General features: G+C 63.5%; 18 protein-coding genes. 11 read left to right on the plus strand and 7 right to left on the minus strand.

Translation table 11 applies throughout. From position 1 onward, the window contains the following. Positions 1-7 precede the first annotated feature (7 nt). Genes ACKWRH_RS36000 through ACKWRH_RS36010 form a run of 3 tightly spaced genes read left to right on the plus strand, consistent with a single transcriptional unit; the run spans position 8 to position 4676 of the window. On the plus strand, positions 8-1807 hold the full coding sequence (locus ACKWRH_RS36000; protein WP_445217398.1) for an FAD-dependent oxidoreductase: 1800 nt from the start codon (positions 8-10) through the stop codon (positions 1805-1807). After that, entirely contained in the window at positions 1777-3624 is a 1848-nt protein-coding gene (locus ACKWRH_RS36005; protein ID WP_014492811.1) for a 2-oxoacid:acceptor oxidoreductase subunit alpha, read from the plus strand. The genes ACKWRH_RS36000 and ACKWRH_RS36005 overlap by 31 nt, the downstream gene beginning before the upstream one ends. After that, positions 3621-4676, plus strand: coding sequence for a 2-oxoacid:ferredoxin oxidoreductase subunit beta (locus tag ACKWRH_RS36010; protein WP_014492810.1), 1056 nt, complete (start codon positions 3621-3623; stop codon positions 4674-4676). Before ACKWRH_RS36005 ends, ACKWRH_RS36010 begins: the two co-directional genes overlap by 4 nt. Here the strand turns inward: ACKWRH_RS36010 and ACKWRH_RS36015 are convergent, their stop codons facing one another. The 3 genes from ACKWRH_RS36015 to ACKWRH_RS36025 form a co-directional block, all read right to left on the minus strand. Further along, a complete protein-coding gene (locus tag ACKWRH_RS36015; RefSeq protein ID WP_445217399.1) occupies positions 4677-5123 on the minus strand; it encodes a DUF4399 domain-containing protein in 447 nt (148 codons plus the stop codon). 17 nt (positions 5124-5140) lie between these two features. Beyond that, entirely contained in the window at positions 5141-6712 is a 1572-nt protein-coding gene (locus ACKWRH_RS36020; RefSeq protein WP_445217400.1) for an SUMF1/EgtB/PvdO family nonheme iron enzyme, read from the minus strand. A 209-nt stretch (positions 6713-6921) separates the two neighbouring features. Continuing rightward, entirely contained in the window at positions 6922-7506 is a 585-nt protein-coding gene (locus ACKWRH_RS36025; RefSeq protein WP_445217401.1) for an STM3941 family protein, read from the minus strand. Positions 7507-7714: 208 nt separating this feature from the next. Between ACKWRH_RS36025 and ACKWRH_RS36030 the strand changes: the two genes are divergently transcribed. From ACKWRH_RS36030 to ACKWRH_RS36055, 6 genes are all read left to right on the plus strand, one after another. Continuing rightward, a complete protein-coding gene (locus ACKWRH_RS36030) occupies positions 7715-8335 on the plus strand; it encodes a hypothetical protein (RefSeq protein ID WP_445217402.1) in 621 nt (206 codons plus the stop codon). Positions 8336-8374: 39 nt separating this feature from the next. Beyond that, positions 8375-8824 (plus strand): DsrE family protein, encoded by a 450-nt coding sequence (locus ACKWRH_RS36035; protein WP_445217403.1) that lies wholly within the window; start codon positions 8375-8377, stop codon positions 8822-8824. 238 nt (positions 8825-9062) lie between these two features. Then, positions 9063-9386, plus strand: coding sequence for an ArsR/SmtB family transcription factor (locus ACKWRH_RS36040; RefSeq protein ID WP_445217404.1), 324 nt, complete (start codon positions 9063-9065; stop codon positions 9384-9386). Further along, positions 9383-9814, plus strand: a complete 432-nt coding sequence (locus tag ACKWRH_RS36045; RefSeq protein ID WP_445217405.1) for an SRPBCC family protein — start codon at positions 9383-9385, stop codon at positions 9812-9814. Before ACKWRH_RS36040 ends, ACKWRH_RS36045 begins: the two co-directional genes overlap by 4 nt. A gap of 44 nt (positions 9815-9858) precedes the next feature. Then, positions 9859-10077: a hypothetical protein gene (locus tag ACKWRH_RS36050; protein ID WP_085405218.1), complete on the plus strand. Its 219-nt coding sequence runs from the start codon at positions 9859-9861 to the stop codon at positions 10075-10077. A gap of 2 nt (positions 10078-10079) precedes the next feature. Next, a complete protein-coding gene (locus ACKWRH_RS36055) occupies positions 10080-10520 on the plus strand; it encodes a DUF1801 domain-containing protein (RefSeq protein WP_445217406.1) in 441 nt (146 codons plus the stop codon). Positions 10521-10748: 228 nt separating this feature from the next. Here the strand turns inward: ACKWRH_RS36055 and ACKWRH_RS36060 are convergent, their stop codons facing one another. The 4 genes from ACKWRH_RS36060 to ACKWRH_RS36075 form a co-directional block, all read right to left on the minus strand. Next, a complete protein-coding gene (locus ACKWRH_RS36060; RefSeq protein ID WP_445217407.1) occupies positions 10749-12284 on the minus strand; it encodes a SpoVR family protein in 1536 nt (511 codons plus the stop codon). Further along, positions 12281-13558, minus strand: coding sequence for a YeaH/YhbH family protein (locus ACKWRH_RS36065; protein WP_445222537.1), 1278 nt, complete (start codon positions 13556-13558; stop codon positions 12281-12283). Before ACKWRH_RS36065 ends, ACKWRH_RS36060 begins: the two co-directional genes overlap by 4 nt. Before the next feature lie 28 nt (positions 13559-13586). After that, on the minus strand, positions 13587-15530 hold the full coding sequence (locus ACKWRH_RS36070) for a PrkA family serine protein kinase (protein ID WP_445217408.1): 1944 nt from the start codon (positions 15528-15530) through the stop codon (positions 13587-13589). A gap of 300 nt (positions 15531-15830) precedes the next feature. Continuing rightward, entirely contained in the window at positions 15831-16493 is a 663-nt protein-coding gene (locus tag ACKWRH_RS36075) for an STM3941 family protein (protein ID WP_445217409.1), read from the minus strand. A 304-nt stretch (positions 16494-16797) separates the two neighbouring features. Between ACKWRH_RS36075 and ACKWRH_RS36080 the strand changes: the two genes are divergently transcribed. Together ACKWRH_RS36080 and gnd are read left to right on the plus strand one after the other, a co-directional pair. Further along, the gene (locus ACKWRH_RS36080) at positions 16798-19647 is read left to right on the plus strand and encodes a bifunctional transaldolase/phosoglucose isomerase (protein ID WP_445217410.1); all 2850 of its coding nucleotides are present in this window, start codon (positions 16798-16800) and stop codon (positions 19645-19647) included. A 12-nt stretch (positions 19648-19659) separates the two neighbouring features. Further along, a complete protein-coding gene (gene gnd / locus ACKWRH_RS36085) occupies positions 19660-20658 on the plus strand; it encodes a phosphogluconate dehydrogenase (NAD(+)-dependent, decarboxylating) (RefSeq protein ID WP_445217411.1) in 999 nt (332 codons plus the stop codon). The last annotated feature ends 14 nt before the right edge of the window (positions 20659-20672 follow it).

A 20672-nucleotide genomic window follows, 5' to 3' on the forward strand; every position in this document is an offset into this window, starting at 1 on the left:
GGTAGGAATGAAACCGACCGATATCGCGGCCCCCGACTACTTTCACAAAGTGGTCGATTGCCAGTGGGCCTGTCCTGCACACACCCCGGTTCCCGAATACATCCGACTGATCGCACAAGGCCGCTACAGCGACGCCTACATGATCAATTGGAAATCGAACGTGTTTCCCGGAATTCTGGGACGCACGTGCGATCGTCCGTGCGAGCCGGCGTGCCGGCGCGGACGCGTCGAGGAGACGCCAGTGGCGATCTGCCGCCTCAAGCGCGTCGCCGCCGACTTCAAGGATGACATCAGGCAGCGCCTGCCGCGCCCCTCGCCGAAGAACGGCAAGCGCGTTGCGTTCGTCGGCGGTGGCCCCGCCTCGCTGACGGTGGCGCGCGATCTTGCCCCGCTCGGCTATCACTGCACGGTGTTCGACGGCGATCCGGAAGCCGGCGGCATGATGCGCACGCAAATCCCGAAATTCCGCCTGCCCAATTCGGTCATCGACGAGGAGACCGGCTACATCCTGGGTCTCGGCGTCGAGTTCAAAGGCGGTCATCGCATCGAGAGCATGAAGGCGCTGCTCGCGGAGAAATACGACGCGATCTTCGTCGGCTCCGGCGCGCCGCGCGGACGCGAGCTCGACGTTCCCGGCCGGAAGGAGGCTGCCGCCAACATCCATATCGGCATCGATTGGCTATCCTCGGTGTCGTTCGGCCACACCGACAAGATCGGCAAGCGTGTGATCGTGCTCGGCGGCGGCAACACCGCGATGGATTGCTGCCGCACCGCGCGCCGCCTCGGCGGCGCAGACGTGAAAGTCATTGTGCGCTCCGGCTTCGAGGAGATGAAGGCCTCGCCCTGGGAGAAGGAAGACGCGATCCACGAGGACATCCCGATCCTCAACTACATGGTGCCGGTGGCATTCAAGCATGTCGCCGGCAAGCTCATCGGCGTCACCTTCCAGCACGTCAAAGCCGAATACGACGCCAAAGGCCGCCGCAATCTGGTGCCTTCGGGCGACCCCGATCAGACCATTCCCTGCGACGACGTGCTGGTCGCGGTCGGCCAGGAAAACGCCTTCCCCTGGATCGAGCAGGATTGCGGCATCGAGTTCGACAAATGGCACATGCCCAAGGTCGATCCGAAGACGTTCGTCTCGACCAATCCGAAAGTGTTCTTCGGTGGCGACGCCGCGTTCGGCCCGAAGAACATCATCTGGGCCGTGGCGCAGGGCCACGACGCCGCGCTGTCGATCCACAAGATGCTCTCGGGCGACGACATCACCGAACGGCCGCTGCCGGAGGTGCAAATCTCCTCGCAGAAGATGGGCATCCACGAATGGAGCTATGACAACGACATCTCCAACGACAAGCGCTTCAAGGTTCCGCACCGCGACAAGGTGATCGCGCTGAAGGACATCCGCACCGAGGTCGAGCTCGGCTACGACGTCAAGCTGGCGCTGGGCGAAGCCGAGCGCTGCCTGAACTGCGACGTCCAGACCGTGTTCTCGACCTCGCTCTGCATCGAGTGCGACGCGTGCGTCGACATCTGTCCGATGGATTGCATCACCTTCACTGACAACGGCGAGGAAAATGACCTGCGCCAGCGCCTGAAGGCGCCCTCACCGCATCCGGACCAGGATCTCTACGTCTCCAGCGACCTCAAGACCGGGCGCGTGATGGTCAAGGACGAGGACGTCTGCCTGCATTGCGGGCTGTGCGCCGAGCGTTGTCCCACCGGAGCCTGGGACATGCAGAAATATTTCATCGAGATGACTTACGCAGGTTCGACATGTCCGACAAAAAGCCGCTCAGCAGCGTAAACGACTTCGTCGTCCGTTTCGCCAACGTCAACGGCTCGGGCTCGGCCAGCGCCAACGAGATGTTCGCTCGCGCGATCCTGCGTCACGGCGTTCCGGTCTCCCCCCGCAACATCTTCCCCTCCAACATCCAGGGCCTGCCGACCTGGTACGAGGTGCGGGTGACGGAAGACGGCCATCTCGGCGCCCGGGGCGGCGTCGACATGATGGTGGCGATGAACCCGCAGACCTGGGACAAGGACGTCGCCGGCATCGAGCCCGGCGGCTATCTGTTCTACGATTCCACCAAGCCGATGCCGTCGACCAAATTCCGTGACGACATCACCGTGATCGGCGTGCCGCTCACCGCGATCACCAACTCGACCTACACCGACCCGCGCCAGCGCCAGCTGTTCAAGAACATCATCTATCTGGGCAGCCTCTCGGCGCTGCTCGACATGGACCCGAAGCTGATCGAGCAGCTGATCGGCGAGCAGTACAAGGGCAAGGAGAAGCTGCTCTCCTCCAACGTCCATGCGCTGCATCTCGGCCGCGACTGGGCGCTGCAGAATTTGAAATGCCCGATCGGGCTGCGGGTGAAGAAAACCGACAAGGTCGGCGACCGCATCTTCATCGAGGGCAACAGCGCCGCCGCGCTCGGCGCGGTCTATGGCGGCGCCACCGTGTGCGCCTGGTATCCGATCACGCCGTCCTCGTCGGTGGCGGAAGCTTTCACCGCCCACTGCAAGAAGTACCGGCACGATCCCGAGACCGGCAAGGCCAAATACGCCATCGTGCAGGGCGAGGACGAGCTGGCTTCGATCGGCATCGTCATCGGCGCCTCCTGGAACGGCGCCCGCGCCTTCACCGCGACCTCCGGCCCCGGCATCTCCTTGATGACCGAGTTCATCGGCCTCTCCTATTTCGCGGAGATCCCGGCCGTGATCATGAACATCCAGCGCGCCGGTCCCTCGACCGGCATGCCGACCCGCACCCAGCAATGCGACATCATCGCCTGCGCCTATGCTTCGCATGGCGACACCAAGCACGTGCTGCTGTTCCCGGAAGATCCGGCTGAGGCCTTCGAGTTCGCGGCGGCCGCATTCGATCTTGCCGAGCGGCTCCAAACCACGATCTTCCTGATGCTCGACCTTGACATCGGGATGAACCACCGTCTCTGCCGCCCGCTGAAGTGGGACGACGCGAAACAGTATGACCGCGGCAAGGTGATGACCACGGAGATGCTGGAGGAAGGTCGCGACTTCGGCCGCTATCTCGACGTCGACGGTGACGGCATTCCCTACCGCACCTATCCCGGCACGCATCCGACCAAGGGCTCCTATTTCACCCGCGGCACCTCGCGCGACCGCTATGCGCGCTACTCCGAGGAAGGCTCGGTCTATGCCGACAACATGCAGCGTCTGGTGCGCAAGTTCGAGACCGCGCAGGACCTGGTCCCGCGCCCGCTCCAGGCCAACGCGGAACGGCCGACCAAATATGGCGTGATCTATTTCGGCTCGACCTCGCCCGCGATGGACGAGGCGATCGGCCTGCTGGAAGCGCGCGGGCATCAGCTCGACCGCCTGCGCATCCGCGCCTTCCCGTTCCACTCGAGCGTGGCGAGCTTCCTCGCCGAGCACGACTTCGTCTACGTGGTCGAACAGAACCGCGACGCCCAGCTCCGCCAGCTCATCGTCAACGAGAACGGCATCGACCCGGTGCGCCTCGTGCCGATCGTGCATTATGACGGTACCCCGATCACCGCCCGTTTCATCGCAAAAGCCATTGGCGACCACCAGGATCACCTCAAGGTGACCCCGCTCCGCAAGGCCGTGTCATGACCTATATTGCAAAGCCGAAGTTCCATCATCCGGGCCTCAAGAAGAACGAGCTCGGCTACACGCACCGCGACTACGAGGGCAAGATCTCGACGCTGTGCGCCGGCTGCGGCCATGACTCGATCACGGCCTCGATCATCGAGGCCTGCTACGAGCTCTCGATCGAACCGCATCGGGTCGCGAAGATTTCGGGCATCGGGTGCTCGTCGAAGACGCCGGACTATTTCCTCGGCAACTCGCACGGCTTCAACTCGGTGCACGGCCGCATGCCCAGCGTGCTCACCGGCGCCAACCTCGCCAACCGCGACCTGATCTATCTCGGCGTCTCCGGCGACGGCGATTCCGCCTCGATCGGCTTCGGCCAGTTCGCGCATTCGATCCGGCGCGGCGTCAACATGACCTATATCGTCGAGAACAACGGCGTCTACGGCCTGACCAAGGGCCAGTTCTCGGCGACCGCCGACCGCGGCTCGAAGTCCAAGAAAGGCGTCACCAACACCGACAACGCGATCGACCTCGTCGCGATCGCGCTGCAGCTAGGGGCCACCTTCGTCGCGCGCTCGTTCTCCGGCGACAAGACCCAGCTGGTGCCGCTGATCGCCGCCGCGATCCGCCACAAGGGCGCGTCCTTCATCGACGTCATCAGCCCCTGCATCGCCTTCAACAACCACGCCGGCTCGACCAAGAGCTTCGACTATGTGCGCGAGCACAATGACGCCGTGAACCGGCTCGACGTGCTGGTCGGCCGCGATCCCATCGCCGTCGATTACGCGCCGGGAACGGTGCAGGTGGTCGAGCAGCATGACGGTAGCAAGATCGCGCTGCGCAAGATCGACGCGGATTACGACCCGCACGACCGGCTCGGCGCCCAGACCTTCCTGCAGAAGCACGCCGCCAAGGGCCAGATCGTCACCGGTCTGCTCTACGTCGATCCCGACGCGGAAGACCTGCACGCGCATCTCAACACTGTCGAGACGCCGCTCAATACGCTGGAAGCGGACACGCTGTGCCCGGGCTCGGCGGCGCTGGACAAGTTCAACGCCAGCCTGCGGTGATCATCTCCCGCGCTCGTACGGCTGCCTGACGCGTATGGTGATCTTCTCCGATACGACGGGCGGCTCGAACGGATAGTGCTTCGCGTCGCCCAGCACCAATTGCAGCGTGTGCGTGCCGGGTGGAAGTTCGAGCTGGGTTTCGGTCTGCCCCGCCCCGAAGTGCAGATGCGACTTGTCCTGCGGGATTGGCTCCTTGGGATCGATGGGATCTTTGACGTCGACCAGCAAATGATGATGGCCGGCGTTCTGGTACTCGTCGCCGGCGTGCGTCACGCCCATGTTGCGCAAGCCGAACCGGACCCAGAACCCGCCGCGAACCTTCTGCCCGTCACGCGGGGTGATGAAATAAAGCTTGGCATCCTTGGGAGCGGTCTTGCCCTGCGGATAGGCGACGCCTGGGAGCAATGCGAGCGCCGCCGCCAGGGCGGCGCAACGTATGATCTGCATCGAAACGACTCCACCACTTAAGGACTTAGAGCAACGCGGAATCCATGCGTCGGATAACGAACATTGGTATCGTAGCCATCGCGGTTGGACGGCCTCACATATCTCGAATCGTTCTTCCATGAACCCGAGCGCAGGACATGCGACGAGCAGTCCCCGCCGGTCCATGCCGAGCCGTCACCGGGGGCGCCCTGATAGGTCCTGCGCCAGCAGTCCTCGACCCACTGGTCGACACCGCCACCCATGTCGTGGAGGCCGAACGGATTCGGCTTGAAGCTGCCGACCTTTGCCGGCTGCTCGGCCGCGAGGTCACCGCAATCCTTGCATCCCGCCATACCCGGCTGGAGCTTGTCGCCCCACCAATATTTCGTCTGCGTCCCGCCGCGCGCGGCGTATTCCCATTCGGCTTCGCTCGGAAGCCGATACGACTTCTTCGTGGTCCGCGCGAGCCAGGCCGCATATTGCTGCGCGTCGGTCCAGCTCACATTGCTGATCGGCGCATCGTCCTTGCCGATGGCGGTGAAGCCGCACGCCTTTGCAGCCGCGCATTCGTTCCATTCCTGCACGGTCACCGGATATTTTCCGATCGAGAACGGCTTGACCGTGACCTGGTGGACGGGACGTTCGGTGGGGTCGTCATTGCTTCCCATCGCGAAGCTGCCGCCGCGAATGGCGATCATCTCGGGTTCGCGGAACGGCGTGGCCGATGGGCTTGGTGCTGGACTTGGTGCCGAAGCACTTGACGCCGAAGCACTTGGCGCCGGAGCGGGCGATGGAGACGATGCCGCCAATGAAGGAGACGGCTGCGGCGTTTGTGTCGCTGCTTCTCGCGGTGGAGGTTGCGGGCTCGGTGATGCGACCGGAGCCGCAGTCGGTGCGGCGGCCTGCTCCTTCACCCTGCCCGACGGCTGCGCCAGCAGATACCACAGCACACCGGAAGCGATCACGAGGAGCGTGACGCCGAGAAGGAAGATCAGGGTATTCTCGCGCCGGCCTCGCGTCCTCCCGACCGCATCTGCGTCCGGCAGCACGCGATAGACGCGCACCGGATCGGTGATGTTCTTGACCTTGCGGTCGCCGAGCGACTCATAGCCGCACACCACCTTGTGCTTGATCTGCTCGTAGATCGCGCCCGAGATATAGACCTGACCGGGCTCGGCGATACCCTCGATGCGTGTGGCGATGTTGACTCCGTCGCCGTAGATATCGTCCGGCTCCACGATGACATCGCCAAGATTGACGCCAATCCGATATTCGATCCGGGATTCCTTCGGAAGCGACGCGTTGCGCCCGACGAGGTTCTGCTGAATGACGATGCTGCAGCGAACGGCCTCGACGGGACTGTCGAAGATCGCGATGAAGCCGTCTCCCGTCGTCTTCACCAACGCTCCATGGTGCTCGACGATGCTGGGCTGGATGAGATCCCGCTCGATCCGCTTGACGCGAACATGCGTGCCTTCCTCGTCGGCCTGCATCAAGCGGCTGTAGGAAGCGATGTCACCGACGATGATTGCGGCGAGACGACGAGGCATCGAGCCGTGTGGAGGCGGCTCGTCATGATTTCCGGATCTGAAGTTACGAATCTCGCCCATCGCGGGAACTCCACAAACGCGGGTGAGCTTACGACGTCGAATTTCAGCTGTCTGTGAAGACTATCACATTGATGATCCGCGACAATCTCGTAGAAATCAGCGGCGCCGAGTTCCCGGGCAGAATCGCCGCAAGGATTGAACCTTCTCGGACCGACAGCGGACTAAGGCTCGCGCGACCACCCGGCAGCGCGGCCTATTCCTCGGCCGCTTCAGCTGACAGCCTCGGGCGCCGGTTCAGGCTCCGGCACGGGGTGGTCCGAAGGGGCCGGTCGTCCGGCACCCCAATATTGCTTGCAGGTCTCGAGCAATGTCTTGACGTCCATGGTCAGGCCGCCCGCATTGACGATCACGCCGTCAGCCCCGAGCGTCTTGTTCATCAGCGACAAGGCACGCCCCAGGAAGCCCCCGGAGAATCGCCCGGCTACAAGGGGATCGAGCTTGAGCACCACGAACTTCTGCACGCGCTGCTCCCAGATCTGTATCTTCCGCACGGAGCTCCAGGCGATGGTCTCGTCGGCGAGCCTGAGGTCGCGAATGCCGACACGGCTGATGAAGACGACCGGCGACCTGGCGGAGATCAACCTCCAGAGCATCCTGAAGGTAGCGAGGCCGAAAAACACCGCGCCGACATAGCAGGCGGCGACCTCGAATGTGGTGATGTTCTTGCCTTGCTGCCACGTGAATGCGAGCGCAGCACAGAGCAGCGTCAGCAGCAGACCGGCGCCGAAAGACACCAGCAGCCGTCCCCGGGAATAGCCGATCGTAATGTTGGGCAAGTTCTGACCTACGGACATGTTCGACCGCCACCAGCCTTTTGCGACAACCCAGGGTTTACGAACGCCCCGTCTTCCAAGTCATTAGGACTGGAACCTTGCGCGAGGCTCTCCACGGGAAGGCAAGGCACCGGCACTTGAACGCGTGGCGTTCGGCTTGCGACTAACCGCCAGTCGGCTCTCACCCCCTCCGATGCGGCCGTCAACAGTTCACGCGCCCGGTGCGACCATGAAGCTTGCCCTCCTCCTTCCGCTTGTCCTTGCCGCCTTCGTCGGCGCCGCCCGCGCCGAGGAGGCCGACGATATCCGCGAGCCGACCAAGGCCGAGGCCGCAACCTTCAACATGCGCATGTATGCCGGGACACCCGGCAGCAAGGCCTATGCCTGCTTCGTCCGCCGCTACGATGCCGCGCATCTGGCGCGGCATCCGAAGCAGAAGGTCGCCTCGATGAAGCTGCTGGTCTCGGCGGAATTGGACAAGGAGGACAAGGAGCTCCACAACTCCTTCCGGCTCGGCTTCAGATATCGCCACCGCTCCGGCGATTTCGACTCCAGCGGCTCCTGTAACCACGCTGTTTTCACCAAGGACGGCATCGAGATCCGGCTCGGCTGCGGTGTCGACTGCGAAGGCGGCGGTATCGGCGTTGCGCTCTCCAGGGACGACAAGTCGGCGATGGTACGGCTGGCGCGGGTCAGGGTCTGGCAGAACAACAAGCCGGATGACGAAGCCGAGCAATCGCTGGTCGCTGGTGCCGACGACGGCATTTTCCGCCTCGACCGCACCGACAACAGCGAATGCGCCTCGCTGGTGACGGACCGCAAGGAACTCGCCGCGCTGCGCCACAAGTGATAGGCCTCGGCGAAATCAGGCCAGTCGAGGGAGATCGCCATGAACCGCCGGAGCATCTTGTGGAGCGCCATCTCGGCCCTGGGCGCGGCGCTTGCCGGCTCCAGCGCGAAGGCCGCGACGGAAGCCGGCGCGGGCAACAAGCTCAAGGTCGTCTATCACCTGAGCGACGCCGAGAAGGTCAATTTCGTGCTCGGCAACATCCAGAACCACATTGACGGCGTCGGCGGCCCCCAACACGTCACAATCGCGCTGGTGATTCACGGGCCGGCGCTGAAGGCGTTTCACCGGGCACAGGCCAACCCCGACGTCGGCAAGCGCGTCGGCGGTTTCTCCAAGGACGGTATCGAGCTCGCGGCGTGCGCCAACACCATGAAGGCGCAGAACGTCACGCTGACGGGTTTGCTGCCGGGCTTCGTCAGCGCGGAGAAAGGCGGCGTGGTCCGCTTGGCCGAGCTCCAGTCGCAGGGCTATCTCTATCTGCGACCCTAGGCGCCGCCACATTCTCCGTCATTGCGAGCCAACGGGTCCGCGCGAAGCGCGGCCCGATGACAGGCTCCGCGAAGCAATCCAGTCCCTCCGCGGAGGCAGGCTGGATTGCTTCGTCGCAAGGGCTCCTCGCAATGACGGTGGATAGGGTTGCGCCAGCGAGCGCCATCCCATCGCACTTGACTTACCCATAACTCTACGGTTATGAGTTTATCCATAACTTGTGGGTTATGGATTTCACATGTCCGCCGCGCACGACCTTCTGTTCAGGACGCTCGCCGATCCGACCCGGAGGGCGATCTTCGAGCGGCTGTGCCGGGAGGGCGAGCAGACGGTCGGGGCACTGACGGCGACATCCGGCGTTTCCCAGCCGGCGGTCTCAAAGCATCTCGGCGCGCTGAAGCAGGCCGGGCTGGTGCGCGACCGCCATGCAGGACGCCAGACCCATTACAGCGCGCAGCCCGACGCGCTGAATCCGCTGATCGACTGGACCGGCCAGATGGCCGGCTTCTGGCAGAACCGGCTCGATGCTCTCGACGATCTCCTGAAGAGGATGGACCAATGACCGAAGCTGCCGCCGAGATGCGCTCCGTGGTGATCGAGCGCGAATTTTCCTTCCCCGCCGAGCGGATCTGGCGCGCGCTGACGCAGCCGCATCTGATCGAGGAATGGCTGATGAAGAACGACTTCAAGCCGGTCGTCGGTCATCGCTTCATTCTTCGCGGCGAATGGGGCGGCGTGTTGGACTGCGAGGTCCTCACCATCGAGCCGCAGCGGGCGCTCGCCTATACCTGGAATTTCTCGCATGAGGACGCGGCGTTCGATCTGAAAAGCGTGGTGACCTTCACGCTGACACCGACGAACGCGGGCACGCATTTGCGCGTCGAGCAGGCGGGCTTCAGCCCGACGCAGAAGCAGGCCTATGGCGGAGCGCATGCCGGCTGGAAGCAGTTTTTCGCCAAGCTGGACGAGGTGCTGGCGCGAGCTGACTAGGTCCGTCGCCGGCTTTCATTCGATCATCTCAAGAGGAGGTTTCATTGACCGGGAATATGTGGGTTCGACAGATCCATCGCTGGCTGTCGCTTGCTTTCACGCTCGCCGTCATCGCGAACATTGTTGCCCTGACGCTGCAAATCCAGGCCACGTGGATCGGGCTGCTGGCATTCGTCCCGCTGATTCCGTTGCTCGCGACCGGGCTCTACATGTTCGCGCTGCCCTATGTCAGCCGCCGCAGCGGCGCGCGGCAAGAGGCGTGATCATGAAGAAGGCTGTGACCGCGAAGACAAGCAGCGCGACCAAGACGGAGGGCGCTTCGCCCTCCAGGATGATCGACGGCAGGATCAAGGAGCTCGGCGACTGGCGCGGCGAGATGCTGGGGCGAATCCGCGGCCTGATCAAGCAGGCCGATCCTGATGTCGTCGAGGAATGGAAATGGCGCGGCGTTCCCGTGTGGGAACACGACGGCATCATCTGCACCGGCGAGACCTACAAGGCCGTCGTGAAGCTGACTTTTGCCAAGGGCGCGGCGCTGGACGACCCGGCCGGCCTGTTCAATTCGAGCCTCGAGGGAAACGTGCGCCGCGCGATCGACATTCGCGAGGGAGAAAAGATCAACGAGAAGGCGTTGAAGGCGCTCATTCGCGCGGGGGTGGAGCTGAATGCGTCCAAGAAGAAGCCGGCGAAGAAGCGATCGACTTAGACCACATCAACTCGATGCAAATTCTTGGTGACGGCCGGAGCAAGCGCCTCTCCTTCGAGACGACCGCTCCGCGGTCTCCTCGGGATGAAGCTAGGCAGAATTGCTGTCTGTCGACATAGCTCCCGCATACTCCATCCTCATCCTGAGGCCCGCCAAAGGCGGGCGTCTCGAAGGATGGGCCGCGGGCGAGCTACCGCCACGTCGACGTTCTAGCAGCTACCAGCCGCCTCAGGCCGCCGCCGGGATCGGGCGCGGGCTTACGACATATTCGCGCAGGACCTTGTCGTTGGCATCGACCTCGATCAGTGAGACGTCGTAAGTCCAGAGATCGGCGAGGTGCTGGAGCACGCGCTTGGCGTCGGTCTCGTTGAGCTGCGAGCCCTTGATGACGTGGTGATGCAGGATCAGCCGGCGGTCGCCGGAGAGATCGACGTCGACCACTTCGATATTGGCATCGATGAAGCCGACATCGTGCTGCCGCGCCAGCTCGCGCCGCACCCGGCGGAAGCCGCGATCGTCGTGAATGGCATCGACCCGGATGCCGGCGCGCTCCTCGGGATCGTCGTGCAGGTGGAACATGCGGAAGTGCCGCATCAGCTTCGGGCTCAGGAACTGCGCGACGAAGCTTTCGTCGCGGTAGTTGGCCCAGACGTCGCGCAGCACGCCCATCACGTCGTTTTTGCCGGCGATGTCGGGGAACCACTCGCGGTCCTCGTCTTCCGGCCGGGTGACGATACGCTCGATGTCCTGCATCATGGCAAAGCCGAGCGCATAGGGATTGAAGCCGGAAAAGCGCGGATCGTCGAATTCGGGCTGGAACACCACGTTGGTGTGCGATCCTAGGAATTCGAGGAAGTTGCCGTCGGAGATGCGGCCTTGCTGATGCAGCTTGGTCATGATGCGATAATGGACGTAGGTCGCCGTCCCCTCGTTCATCACCTTGGTCTGGCTCTGCGGATAGAAATATTGCGCGATGTGGCGGACGATGCGCAAAAGCTCGCGCTGCCAGGGCGCCAGCCGCGGCGCGCTCTTCTCCAGGAAGTAGAGCAGGTTTTCCTGCGGCAGGCCGAGCAGCTTGCGGCGGCGTTCGATGCTGAGCGCGGAGCGGGTCTTCGACGCCCCCTTCGGCACGGTGCGCCAGAGGTCGTTGAAGACCTCCTCCTCGTGCTGACGGCGGCGCCCTGCCCGCTTCTCCTCGGCGCGCAGATCCAGCTTCTTCTTGCCGGGATAGCGGTCGATGCCGTGCGACATCAGCGCATGCGCGGCATCCAGGGTGCGCTCGACCTCGACGCGGCCGTAGCGCTCCTCGCAGGTCATCACGTAGTTCTTGGCAAAGTCGAGATAGTCCAGAATGCCGTCGGCGTCGGTCCACTGCTTGAACAGATAGTTGTTCTTGAAGAAGTGGTTGTGGCCGAAGGCGGCGTGGGCGATCACCAGCGTCTGCATCGTCGCCGTGTTCTCCTCCATCAGATAGGAGATACAGGGCGAGGAGTTGATCACGATCTCATAGGCAAGCCCCATCAGGCCCTTGCGGTACGAGGCCTCGTGGAACGCGAAGTGCTTGCCGAACGACCAGTGCTTGTAGAACAGCGGCATGCCGACGGACGAGTAGGCATCCAGCATCTGCTCGGCGGTGATGACTTCGATCTGGTTCGGATAGACGTCGAGCCCGAGATCCTTCGTCGCCACCTCCTCGCAGGCATCGGTGATGCGCTGCAAGGTGTGGAAATCCCAATCGGCGCCTTCGAACAAGCGTTCCGTCATGGAGCGGCTTTCTCCTGGGAGTTTTCGCGGCGCTGGAACAGATCGTGGAACACCGGGAAGATCTCGCTGCGCTCGCTGACCTTGCGCATCGAGAGCGGTGCGCCGCTGTTGCGCAGGCGGTCGTAGAGGGTCCAGAGCGAGGAGTCGGAGAGATCGAAGGCGCTGCCGCCGGACTCCCCGACCTCGAGATAGGCAAAGAACTGGCAGACCGGCAGGATCTTGTCGGTCAGCAGCATGCCCGTGAGCTCGCCGTCGGAATAGGAATTGTCGCCGTCGGAGGCTTGCGCGGCGTAGATGTTCCAGTCCGCCGGATTGAAACGCTCGCGCACGATCTCGTGCATCGCGTGGAGCGCGCTGGAGACCAGCGTGCCGCCCGAGGCCGGTCCGTAGAAGAAGGTCTGCTCGTCCACCTCCTCGGCGCGGTCGGTGTGGCGGATGAAGACGATCTCGACATGCTTGTAGCGCCGCTTCAGGAACACGTAGAGCAGCATGTAGAAGCGCTTGGCGAGATCCTTCATGTGCTCGGACATCGAGCCGGAGACGTCCATCAGGCAGAACATCACCGCCTGCGCGACCGGCCGCGGCACCTTCTCGTAGCGGCGGTAGCGGATATCGAGCGGATCGACGAAGGGAATGCGCTTGGTCTTCGCCTTCAGCTTTTCGAGCTCGGCGAGCAGCACCACACGCTCGTCCTCGTCGGTGCATGCCGCGATCGCGGCCTCCAGCTCCTCGATCTCCTCCTTGCGGGGACGCTTGAGCGCGATGCGGCGCGCCAGCGCGAGCTTCACCGTCCGGCTGACCGAGATGTTGGCGGGCGAGCCGGACGTGGTGTAGCCGGCGCGCTGGATGCCCTCGCTCTCGGTCTGCGCGATCTTACGCTTGGCAAGATCCGGCAGTTCGAGGTCGTCGAGGAACAGATCCACGAACTCGTCGCGGGAGAGGACGAAGCGGAACGCGTCCTCGCTGTCGCCTTCGCCGGGACCGGAATCCTTGGCGCTGCCCTGGCCGGATCGCTGGAGGTAATCGCCCTCGATGAACTTCTTGTTCCCGGGCAATACCATGTCGCGCGTTCCGCCTTCACGGCGGAAACGCGGCTCATGCATGCCGTCGAGCGGTATCGTGACCTCACCACCCTCCAGGACGTCCTTGATGTCGCGTTCCTGCGAGGTCTTCTTGACGGCGCCCTGCACCAGGGATTTGGCCCGACGCAAGAACCGCTGCCGGTTCTCAAGACTCTTGCCGCCTGGATTCAGGCGCCTGTCAATAATGTGAATGGGCACTTTTCCATCCGCTCCATCCGCCTCAACCGGCCTGCTTCACACGCATGTACCATTCGACGAGCCGGCGAACCTGACGCTCGGTGTAGCCGCGCTCCACCATGCGTGCGACGAACTCGCCGTGCTTCTTCTCCGTCTCGCCGTCCTTCTTCGACCCGAAGGAGATGACCGGAAGCAGGTCCTCGACCTGTGAGAATATCCGCTTTTCGATCACGTCGCGAATCTTCTCGTAGGAAATCCAGGTCGGATTCTTGCCGCTGTTCTGGGCGCGCGACCGTAACGAGAATTTGACCACCTCGTTGCGGAAGTCCTTTGGATTGGCGATACCCGCCGGCTTCTCGATTTTGGTCAGTTCCTGGTTCAAAAGCTCGCGATCGAGCAGCTGGCCGGTGTCGGCATCCTTGAAGTCCTGATCCTCGATCCAGGCATCGGCGTAGTCGACGTAGCGGTCGAACAGATTCTGGCCGTAATCCGAGTAGGATTCGAGATAGGCCTTCTGGATCTCGTTGCCGATGAACTCGGCGTACCGCGGCGCCAGGTCCGCCTTGATGAATTCGAGATAGCGCTTCTCGACTTCCTCCGGGAGCTGCTCGCGGCGGATCGACTGCTCCAGCGCGTACATCAGATGCACGGCGTCGGCAGCGACTTCCTGCGGATCGTGGTTGAAGGTCGCAGCCAGGATCTTGAAGGCAAATCGGGTGGAGACGCCGTCCATGCCTTCGTCGACGCCGGCGGCATCGCGATATTCCTGGACGCTCCGTGCCTTCGGATCGGATTCCTTCAGGCTCTCGCCGTCATAGACCCGCATCTTGCCGAACAGCGTGGAGTTCTCGTGCTTGCGCAGGCGCGACATCACCGAGAACCGCGCCAGCGTCTCCAGCGTCGAGGGTGCGCACGGCGCGGCCGCGAGCTCCGAACCCTGGATCAGCTTTTCGTAGATCTTCTGCTCTTCGGTGACCCGGAGGCAGTACGGCACCTTGATCACGCAGATGCGGTCGATGAAGGCCTCGTTGTTCTTGTTGGCCTTGAAGCTCGACCACTCGGCTTCGTTCGAGTGCGCGAGGATCACGCCGGTGAAGGGGATCGCGCCGATATTCTCGGTGCCGATGTAGTTGCCCTCCTGCGTTGCGGTGAGCAGCGGGTGCAGCATCTTGATCGGCGCCTTGAACATCTCGACGAATTCAAGGATGCCCTGATTGGCGCGATTGAGGCCGCCCGAATAGCTGTAGGCGTCGGGATCGTTCTGCGCGTAGGTCTCGAGCTTGCGGATATCGACCTTGCCGACCAGCGACGAGATGTCCTGGTTGTTCTCGTCACCAGGCTCGGTCTTGGAGACCGCGATCTGGCGCAGCCGCGACGGCTGGATCTTGGCGACACGGAATTGCGAGATGTCGCCGCCGAAGGCTTCCAGCCGCTTGTAGCACCACGGGCTCATCAGGCCGGTGAGACGCCGGCGCGGAATGCCGTACTTCTCCTCCAGCACCGGCCCGAGATGATCGGGATCAAACAGGCTGAGCGGGCTTTCAAACACCGGACTCAATTCATCGCCGGCTTTGAGCACGTAGATCGGCTGCACTTCCATCAGCGACTTGAGCCGCTCGGCGAGCGAGGATTTGCCGCCGCCGACGGGGCCGAGCAGATAGAGGATCTGCTTGCGCTCCTCCAAGCCCTGTGCCGCGTGACGGAAGAAACCGACGATGCGCTCGATGGTTTCTTCCATGCCGTAGAAGCCGGCGAAGGCCGGATAGGTCCGGATGGTGCGGTTCAAAAAAATACGGCCAAGGCGTGGGTCCTTGGCCGTGTCAATCGTCTGAGGCTCACCGATGGCTGCTAGCAGTCGCTCGGCCGCGTTCGCGTATTTCATGGGATCGCTTCGACACGATTCCAGATATTCCGCCATCGACATGTCGTGTTGGCTTCTCGCCTCGAACGACTTAGCGAAAGCGTTGAATAGAGAATCGTTATACATGATCCCTCTCCGCGTGAGTTCCGCCACAAGCTGAAACGAAAGCAGTTACCGGACCGTTCCTCAGGCCGTTTCGAATCAGCGTGAGCACATGACGATCATTGGACACCCTGGTGCCAACACGACGCAACGCACAACGTAGGCACTCGTTGAGTTACGAACAGGCACATGCCTGTAATTTGTGCGAATCTGTATCTATCTTCGCTCATTTCCAGAAAATGTCACTTGGTCGCAACATCCGGGCATTACCGGGGATGAAGCCCATCCGGCACTGCAACATGGAGCGATCTGCGAGCGGCAATCTTATGACGCTTGTACGGCGAAGCCTTGCGTGCCGCGTTCATCTTCCTGCTGCAATGCGGTGCGCGCAGCGCTCGCAGCATGACAATCGCGGCAAGCGCGCAGCAGTGTATCAAAATCGGTCGCCAAACCCTCGGAGCGGATGACAATCCGTTCATTCTGCCGTTCGTTCTCCGCGCGGGGCGCCAAGGTGCTGACGGTGCAGAGCTGCCGCTGCAAGGCCGGCGTCAGCGTCAGCACGATCGCCTTGTGGCCGCGGCATTCCTCAGCCGAAATCTCCGCAATCGAGTCCCACAGCAGAAATTCGTTGCCGATGCGGAGGTCGCGGATGCCGTAGGGGGTGACGATCACCACCGGCCCCCGCTCGGCGGGCAGCAGCCAGATCAGCCGGCCGGTCACCAGGCCGAACAGCACGACGCCGGCATAGCCGACCGTCGTATCGTAGTCGCCCAGACCGTCCCACCAGTCGAAGGCAAGGGTCGCACTGAACAGGGTCATTGCGAAGCCCGCCGCGACCAGCAGCCGCAACTGGGTCGTACATGGACTGATTTCGAGATCGTGGGTCGCATCGATGCATGCGGCCGGCGCGACCGATTGCGGGCTGTCGGCAATAGCGAGCGTCAGACGGTCATGATGTGCGTGCATGCTCTTCCCCAGCATGGCCATTCGCGGCCGAGCGACGATCTATCAGGCGGACCGTAATCCGCTGATGACACTCCATGCAGACTGGGCTGACGAGACGAAGCGGCTACGTTGCGCAACGAGCCCTTGGCCACTGCTCCGGCCGACGACTTTTTACGCAACACGGCTACTTCCGCCTGGATCGCCATGATCGCGACGGAGTTACACTGGAGGGTAAGACGCCTATCCCCTTGATTGGTTCCCTCCCGGGAGCATGTAGGCTAGAGGATAGCGCGTCAGGACCGGCGCGGAAACCCCTCGCCCGCAGGCTTGGAGATAAATAAACATCATGAATCCCGTCAAAGAACTGGAAAAGCACGGACAAGCCGTCTGGCTGGACTTCCTGGCCCGTGGCTTCATCGCCAAGGGCGACCTGAAGCGGCTGATCGACACCGACGGCGTCAAGGGCGTCACCTCCAACCCGTCGATCTTCGAGAAGGCGATCGGCAGCTCGGACGAGTATGACGCCCCGATCGGCAAGGCGCTGAAGCGCGGCGACCGGACCGTGGCCGACCTGTTCGAGGCCGTCGCGATCGAGGACATCCAGAACGCCGCGGACGTGCTCCGCCCGGTCTATGACCGCCTGAGGGGCGGCGACGGCTATGTCAGCCTGGAAGTCTCGCCCTATCTGGCGATGGACACCGCCGGCACGGTCGCCGAGGCGCGGCGGCTCTGGAAGGATGTCGACCGCAAGAACCTGATGGTGAAGGTGCCGGCGACGCCGGAGGGCCTGCCGGCGATCGAGACGCTGATCGGCGACGGCATCAGCATCAACATCACGCTGTTGTTCGCTAGGGACGTCTACCTCCAGGTTGCCGAGGCCTATCTCGCCGGTCTGGAAAAATATGTCGCCGGCGGCGGCGACCCGTCGCACGTGGCGAGCGTCGCGAGCTTCTTCGTCAGCCGCATCGACTCGGTCGTCGACAAGCAGCTCGACGAGAAGATCGCCCGCGCCAACGATCCATCCGAGAAGGAGCGGCTCGCCGCGCTGAAGGGCAAGGTCGCGATCGCCAACGCCAAGGTCGCCTACCAGGACTACAAGCGCCTGTTTTCCGGCCCGCGCTGGGACAAGCTCGCTGCCAAGGGCGCCAAGCCGCAGCGGATGCTGTGGGCCTCCACCGGCACCAAGAACAAGGACTACAGCGACGTCCTCTATGTCGAGGAACTGATCGGTCCCGACACCGTCAACACCGTGCCGCCGGCGACGCTCGACGCGTTCCGCGACCATGGCAAGCCGCGCGACAGCCTGGAAGAGAATGTCGACGATGCCCGCCGCGTGCTGGAAGAACTGGAGCGCTCGGGCGTCTCGCTCGAGGCAATCACCGAGGAACTCGTCAAGGACGGCGTCAAGCAGTTCGCCGATGCCGCCGACAAGCTCTATGGCGCCGTCGCCCACAAGCGGGCAACCGTGCTCGGGCCCGCGATCGACCACCAGCTTCTCTCGCTCGGCGACGGCCTCGGCAAGGCGGTGGCCAAGAGCACCGAGGAATGGCGCGCGTCGGCAAAGATCCGCAGGCTATGGCAGCGCGACAAATCGGTCTGGACCGGCGCCGACGAGGACAAATGGCTCGGCTGGCTCGACAGCGCGGCGAAGGCCGACGTCGCCGACTATGAGGACTATGCGAGCCGCGTGAAGGGCCAAAAGTTCTCCGATGCCGTCGTGCTCGGCATGGGCGGATCGAGCCTTGGCCCCGAGGTGCTGGCCGAGACTTTTGCGCGGAAGCCCGGCTTCCCGAAATTGCACGTGCTGGATTCCACCGATCCGGCGCAGGTCCGGGCAATGGAGGCCAGGATCGACATCGCCAACACCGTGTTCATCGTCTCCAGCAAGTCCGGCGGGACCACCGAGCCGAACGCGATGAAAGATTATTTCCACGAACGCGTCGCACAGGCGGTCGGGCCGAAAGTGAAGACCGGCCATCGCTTCATCGCGGTGACCGATCCCGGCTCGTCTCTGGAGAAGGCGGCGAAGAGCCTCAACTACGCCCGCATCTTCCATGGCGAACCCTCGATCGGCGGCCGCTATTCGGTGCTCTCGCCGTTCGGCCTGGTGCCGGCGGCAACCGCGGGCATCGACGTCAAGACGCTGATCAAACACGCGCTCTCCATGGCCCGCTCCTGCGGACCCGACGTGCCGCCAGGTGAGAACCCGGGCGTCCAGCTCGGCCTTGCCATGGGCCTCGCCGGCCTCGAAGGGCGCGACAAGGTGACGATCCTGTCGTCGAAGAAGATCGCCGATTTCGGCGCCTGGGCCGAACAGCTGATCGCGGAATCGACCGGCAAGGAAGGCAAGGGCCTGATCCCGATCGCCGGCGAGCCGCTGGGCGAGCCCGCGCTCTACGGCAACGACCGCTTCTTCATCGACATTCGCACCGAGGGCGAAGCGGACGCAGCGCATGACTCCAAGCTCGCCGCGGTCGAAGCCGCCGGCCATCCCGTCGTGCGCATCGTGATGAAATCGATCGACCATCTCGGCCAGGAGTTCTTCCGTTTCGAGATGGCGACGGCGGTGGCGGGCAGCATCCTCGGCATCAACCCGTTCGACCAGCCGGACGTGGAAGCGGCCAAGATCAAGACCCGCGAGCTCACCGCCTCGTTCGAGAAGACCGGTGCATTGCCGGCCGAGCAGCCGGTGGTCAGCACGGACGAGGCCGATCTCTACACCGACGAGGCCAACGCCACGGCGCTGCGCGCCGCCGGCGCCAACGGCGACCTCACCTCGTGGCTGAAGGCGCATCTCTCCCGCTCCAGCCATGGCGACTATGTCGCCCTGCTCGGCTACATCGCGCGCGACAAGGCGACGATCGACGCACTCCAGGCGATGCGTCTCGAAGTGCGCGAGAAGCGTCACGTCGCGACCTGCGCCGAGTTCGGACCGCGCTTCCTGCATTCGACCGGGCAGGCCTACAAGGGCGGGCCCGACAGCGGCGTGTTTCTCCAGATCACGGCCGACGATGCCAAGGACTTGTCGGTGCCGGGCCAGAAGGCGAGCTTCGGCGTGATAAAGGCCGCGCAGGCGCGCGGCGACTTCGACGTGCTCACCGAGCGCGGCCGGCGCGCGCTCCGGGTCCACCTCAAGGGCGGGCTCAAGAAAGGTCTCGCGGCGCTCAACGCGGCGCTTAACGATGCGCTGAACTAAGGGAATCTCTCGATGCAACTCGGCATGATCGGCCTCGGCCGGATGGGCGGCAACATCGTTCGCCGCCTGATGCGCCACGGTCATACGACCGTGGTCTACGACAAGGACGCCAAGGCCGTCGCGGGTCTCGCCGCAGACGGCGCACAGGGTTCGGCGACGCTGGAAGAGTTTGTCGCCAAACTGGAGCGGCCGCGCGCGGCCTGGGTGATGCTGCCGGCCGGCCACATCACCGAGACGACGATCGACACGATCGCGGGCGTGATGCAGGCCGGCGACGTCGTCATCGACGGCGGCAACACGTTCTGGCAGGACGACGTCCGCCGCGGCAAGGCGCTGAAGGAGCGCGGCATCCATTATGTCGATGTCGGCACGTCAGGCGGCGTCTGGGGGCTCGACCGCGGCTATTGCATGATGATCGGCGGCGAGAAGCAGGTGGTCGACCGGCTCGATCCGATCTTCGCCGCGCTCGCGCCCGGCGCCGGCGACATTCCGCGCACGGAGGGACGTGAGGGGCGCGATGCCCGCATCGAACAGGGCTACATCCATGCAGGTCCCGTGGGCGCCGGCCATTTCGTCAAGATGATCCACAACGGCATCGAATACGGCCTGATGCAGGCCTATGCCGAAGGTTTCGACATCCTCAAGAATGCCAACATCGAGGCCTTGCCGGCGGATCATCGCTACGATTTCGACCTTGCCGACATTGCCGAGGTGTGGCGGCGCGGCAGCGTGATCCCGTCCTGGCTGCTCGACCTCACCTCGACGGCGCTCGCCGACAGCCCTGCACTCGCGGAATATTCCGGCTTCGTCGAGGATTCCGGCGAAGGCCGCTGGACCGTGAATGCCGCGATCGACGAGGCCGTGCCGGCCGAAGTGCTGACCGCGGCCCTCTACACACGTTTCCGTTCCCGCAAGGAACACACCTTCGCCGAAAAAATTCTCTCCGCAATGCGCGCGGGTTTCGGCGGCCACAAGGAGCCGAAGCAGCCGGGCGCTGCGAAACCCAAATAAAAGCCGAAGTAACA

The sequence above is a fragment of the Bradyrhizobium sp. Pa8 genome (genome assembly GCF_052588265.1).

What these genes read in the sequence shown, in the direction of transcription:
- ACKWRH_RS36075 (WP_445217409.1), bottom strand. Translation starts at nt 16,493, where the DNA reads ATGGCCATGCTGGGGAAGAGCATGCACGCACATCATGACCGTCTGACG.
- gnd (WP_445217411.1), top strand. Translation starts at nt 19,660, where the DNA reads ATGCAACTCGGCATGATCGGCCTCGGCCGGATGGGCGGCAACATCGTT.
- ACKWRH_RS36060 (WP_445217407.1), bottom strand. Translation starts at nt 12,284, where the DNA reads ATGACGGAACGCTTGTTCGAAGGCGCCGATTGGGATTTCCACACCTTG.
- ACKWRH_RS36035 (WP_445217403.1), top strand. Translation starts at nt 8,375, where the DNA reads ATGAACCGCCGGAGCATCTTGTGGAGCGCCATCTCGGCCCTGGGCGCG.
- ACKWRH_RS36045 (WP_445217405.1), top strand. Translation starts at nt 9,383, where the DNA reads ATGACCGAAGCTGCCGCCGAGATGCGCTCCGTGGTGATCGAGCGCGAA.
- ACKWRH_RS36010 (WP_014492810.1), top strand. Translation starts at nt 3,621, where the DNA reads ATGACCTATATTGCAAAGCCGAAGTTCCATCATCCGGGCCTCAAGAAG.
- ACKWRH_RS36055 (WP_445217406.1), top strand. Translation starts at nt 10,080, where the DNA reads ATGAAGAAGGCTGTGACCGCGAAGACAAGCAGCGCGACCAAGACGGAG.
- ACKWRH_RS36015 (WP_445217399.1), bottom strand. Translation starts at nt 5,123, where the DNA reads ATGCAGATCATACGTTGCGCCGCCCTGGCGGCGGCGCTCGCATTGCTC.
- ACKWRH_RS36000 (WP_445217398.1), top strand. Translation starts at nt 8, where the DNA reads ATGAAACCGACCGATATCGCGGCCCCCGACTACTTTCACAAAGTGGTC.
- ACKWRH_RS36020 (WP_445217400.1), bottom strand. Translation starts at nt 6,712, where the DNA reads ATGGGCGAGATTCGTAACTTCAGATCCGGAAATCATGACGAGCCGCCT.
- ACKWRH_RS36005 (WP_014492811.1), top strand. Translation starts at nt 1,777, where the DNA reads ATGTCCGACAAAAAGCCGCTCAGCAGCGTAAACGACTTCGTCGTCCGT.
- ACKWRH_RS36080 (WP_445217410.1), top strand. Translation starts at nt 16,798, where the DNA reads ATGAATCCCGTCAAAGAACTGGAAAAGCACGGACAAGCCGTCTGGCTG.
- ACKWRH_RS36070 (WP_445217408.1), bottom strand. Translation starts at nt 15,530, where the DNA reads ATGTATAACGATTCTCTATTCAACGCTTTCGCTAAGTCGTTCGAGGCG.
- ACKWRH_RS36030 (WP_445217402.1), top strand. Translation starts at nt 7,715, where the DNA reads ATGAAGCTTGCCCTCCTCCTTCCGCTTGTCCTTGCCGCCTTCGTCGGC.
- ACKWRH_RS36025 (WP_445217401.1), bottom strand. Translation starts at nt 7,506, where the DNA reads ATGTCCGTAGGTCAGAACTTGCCCAACATTACGATCGGCTATTCCCGG.
- ACKWRH_RS36040 (WP_445217404.1), top strand. Translation starts at nt 9,063, where the DNA reads ATGTCCGCCGCGCACGACCTTCTGTTCAGGACGCTCGCCGATCCGACC.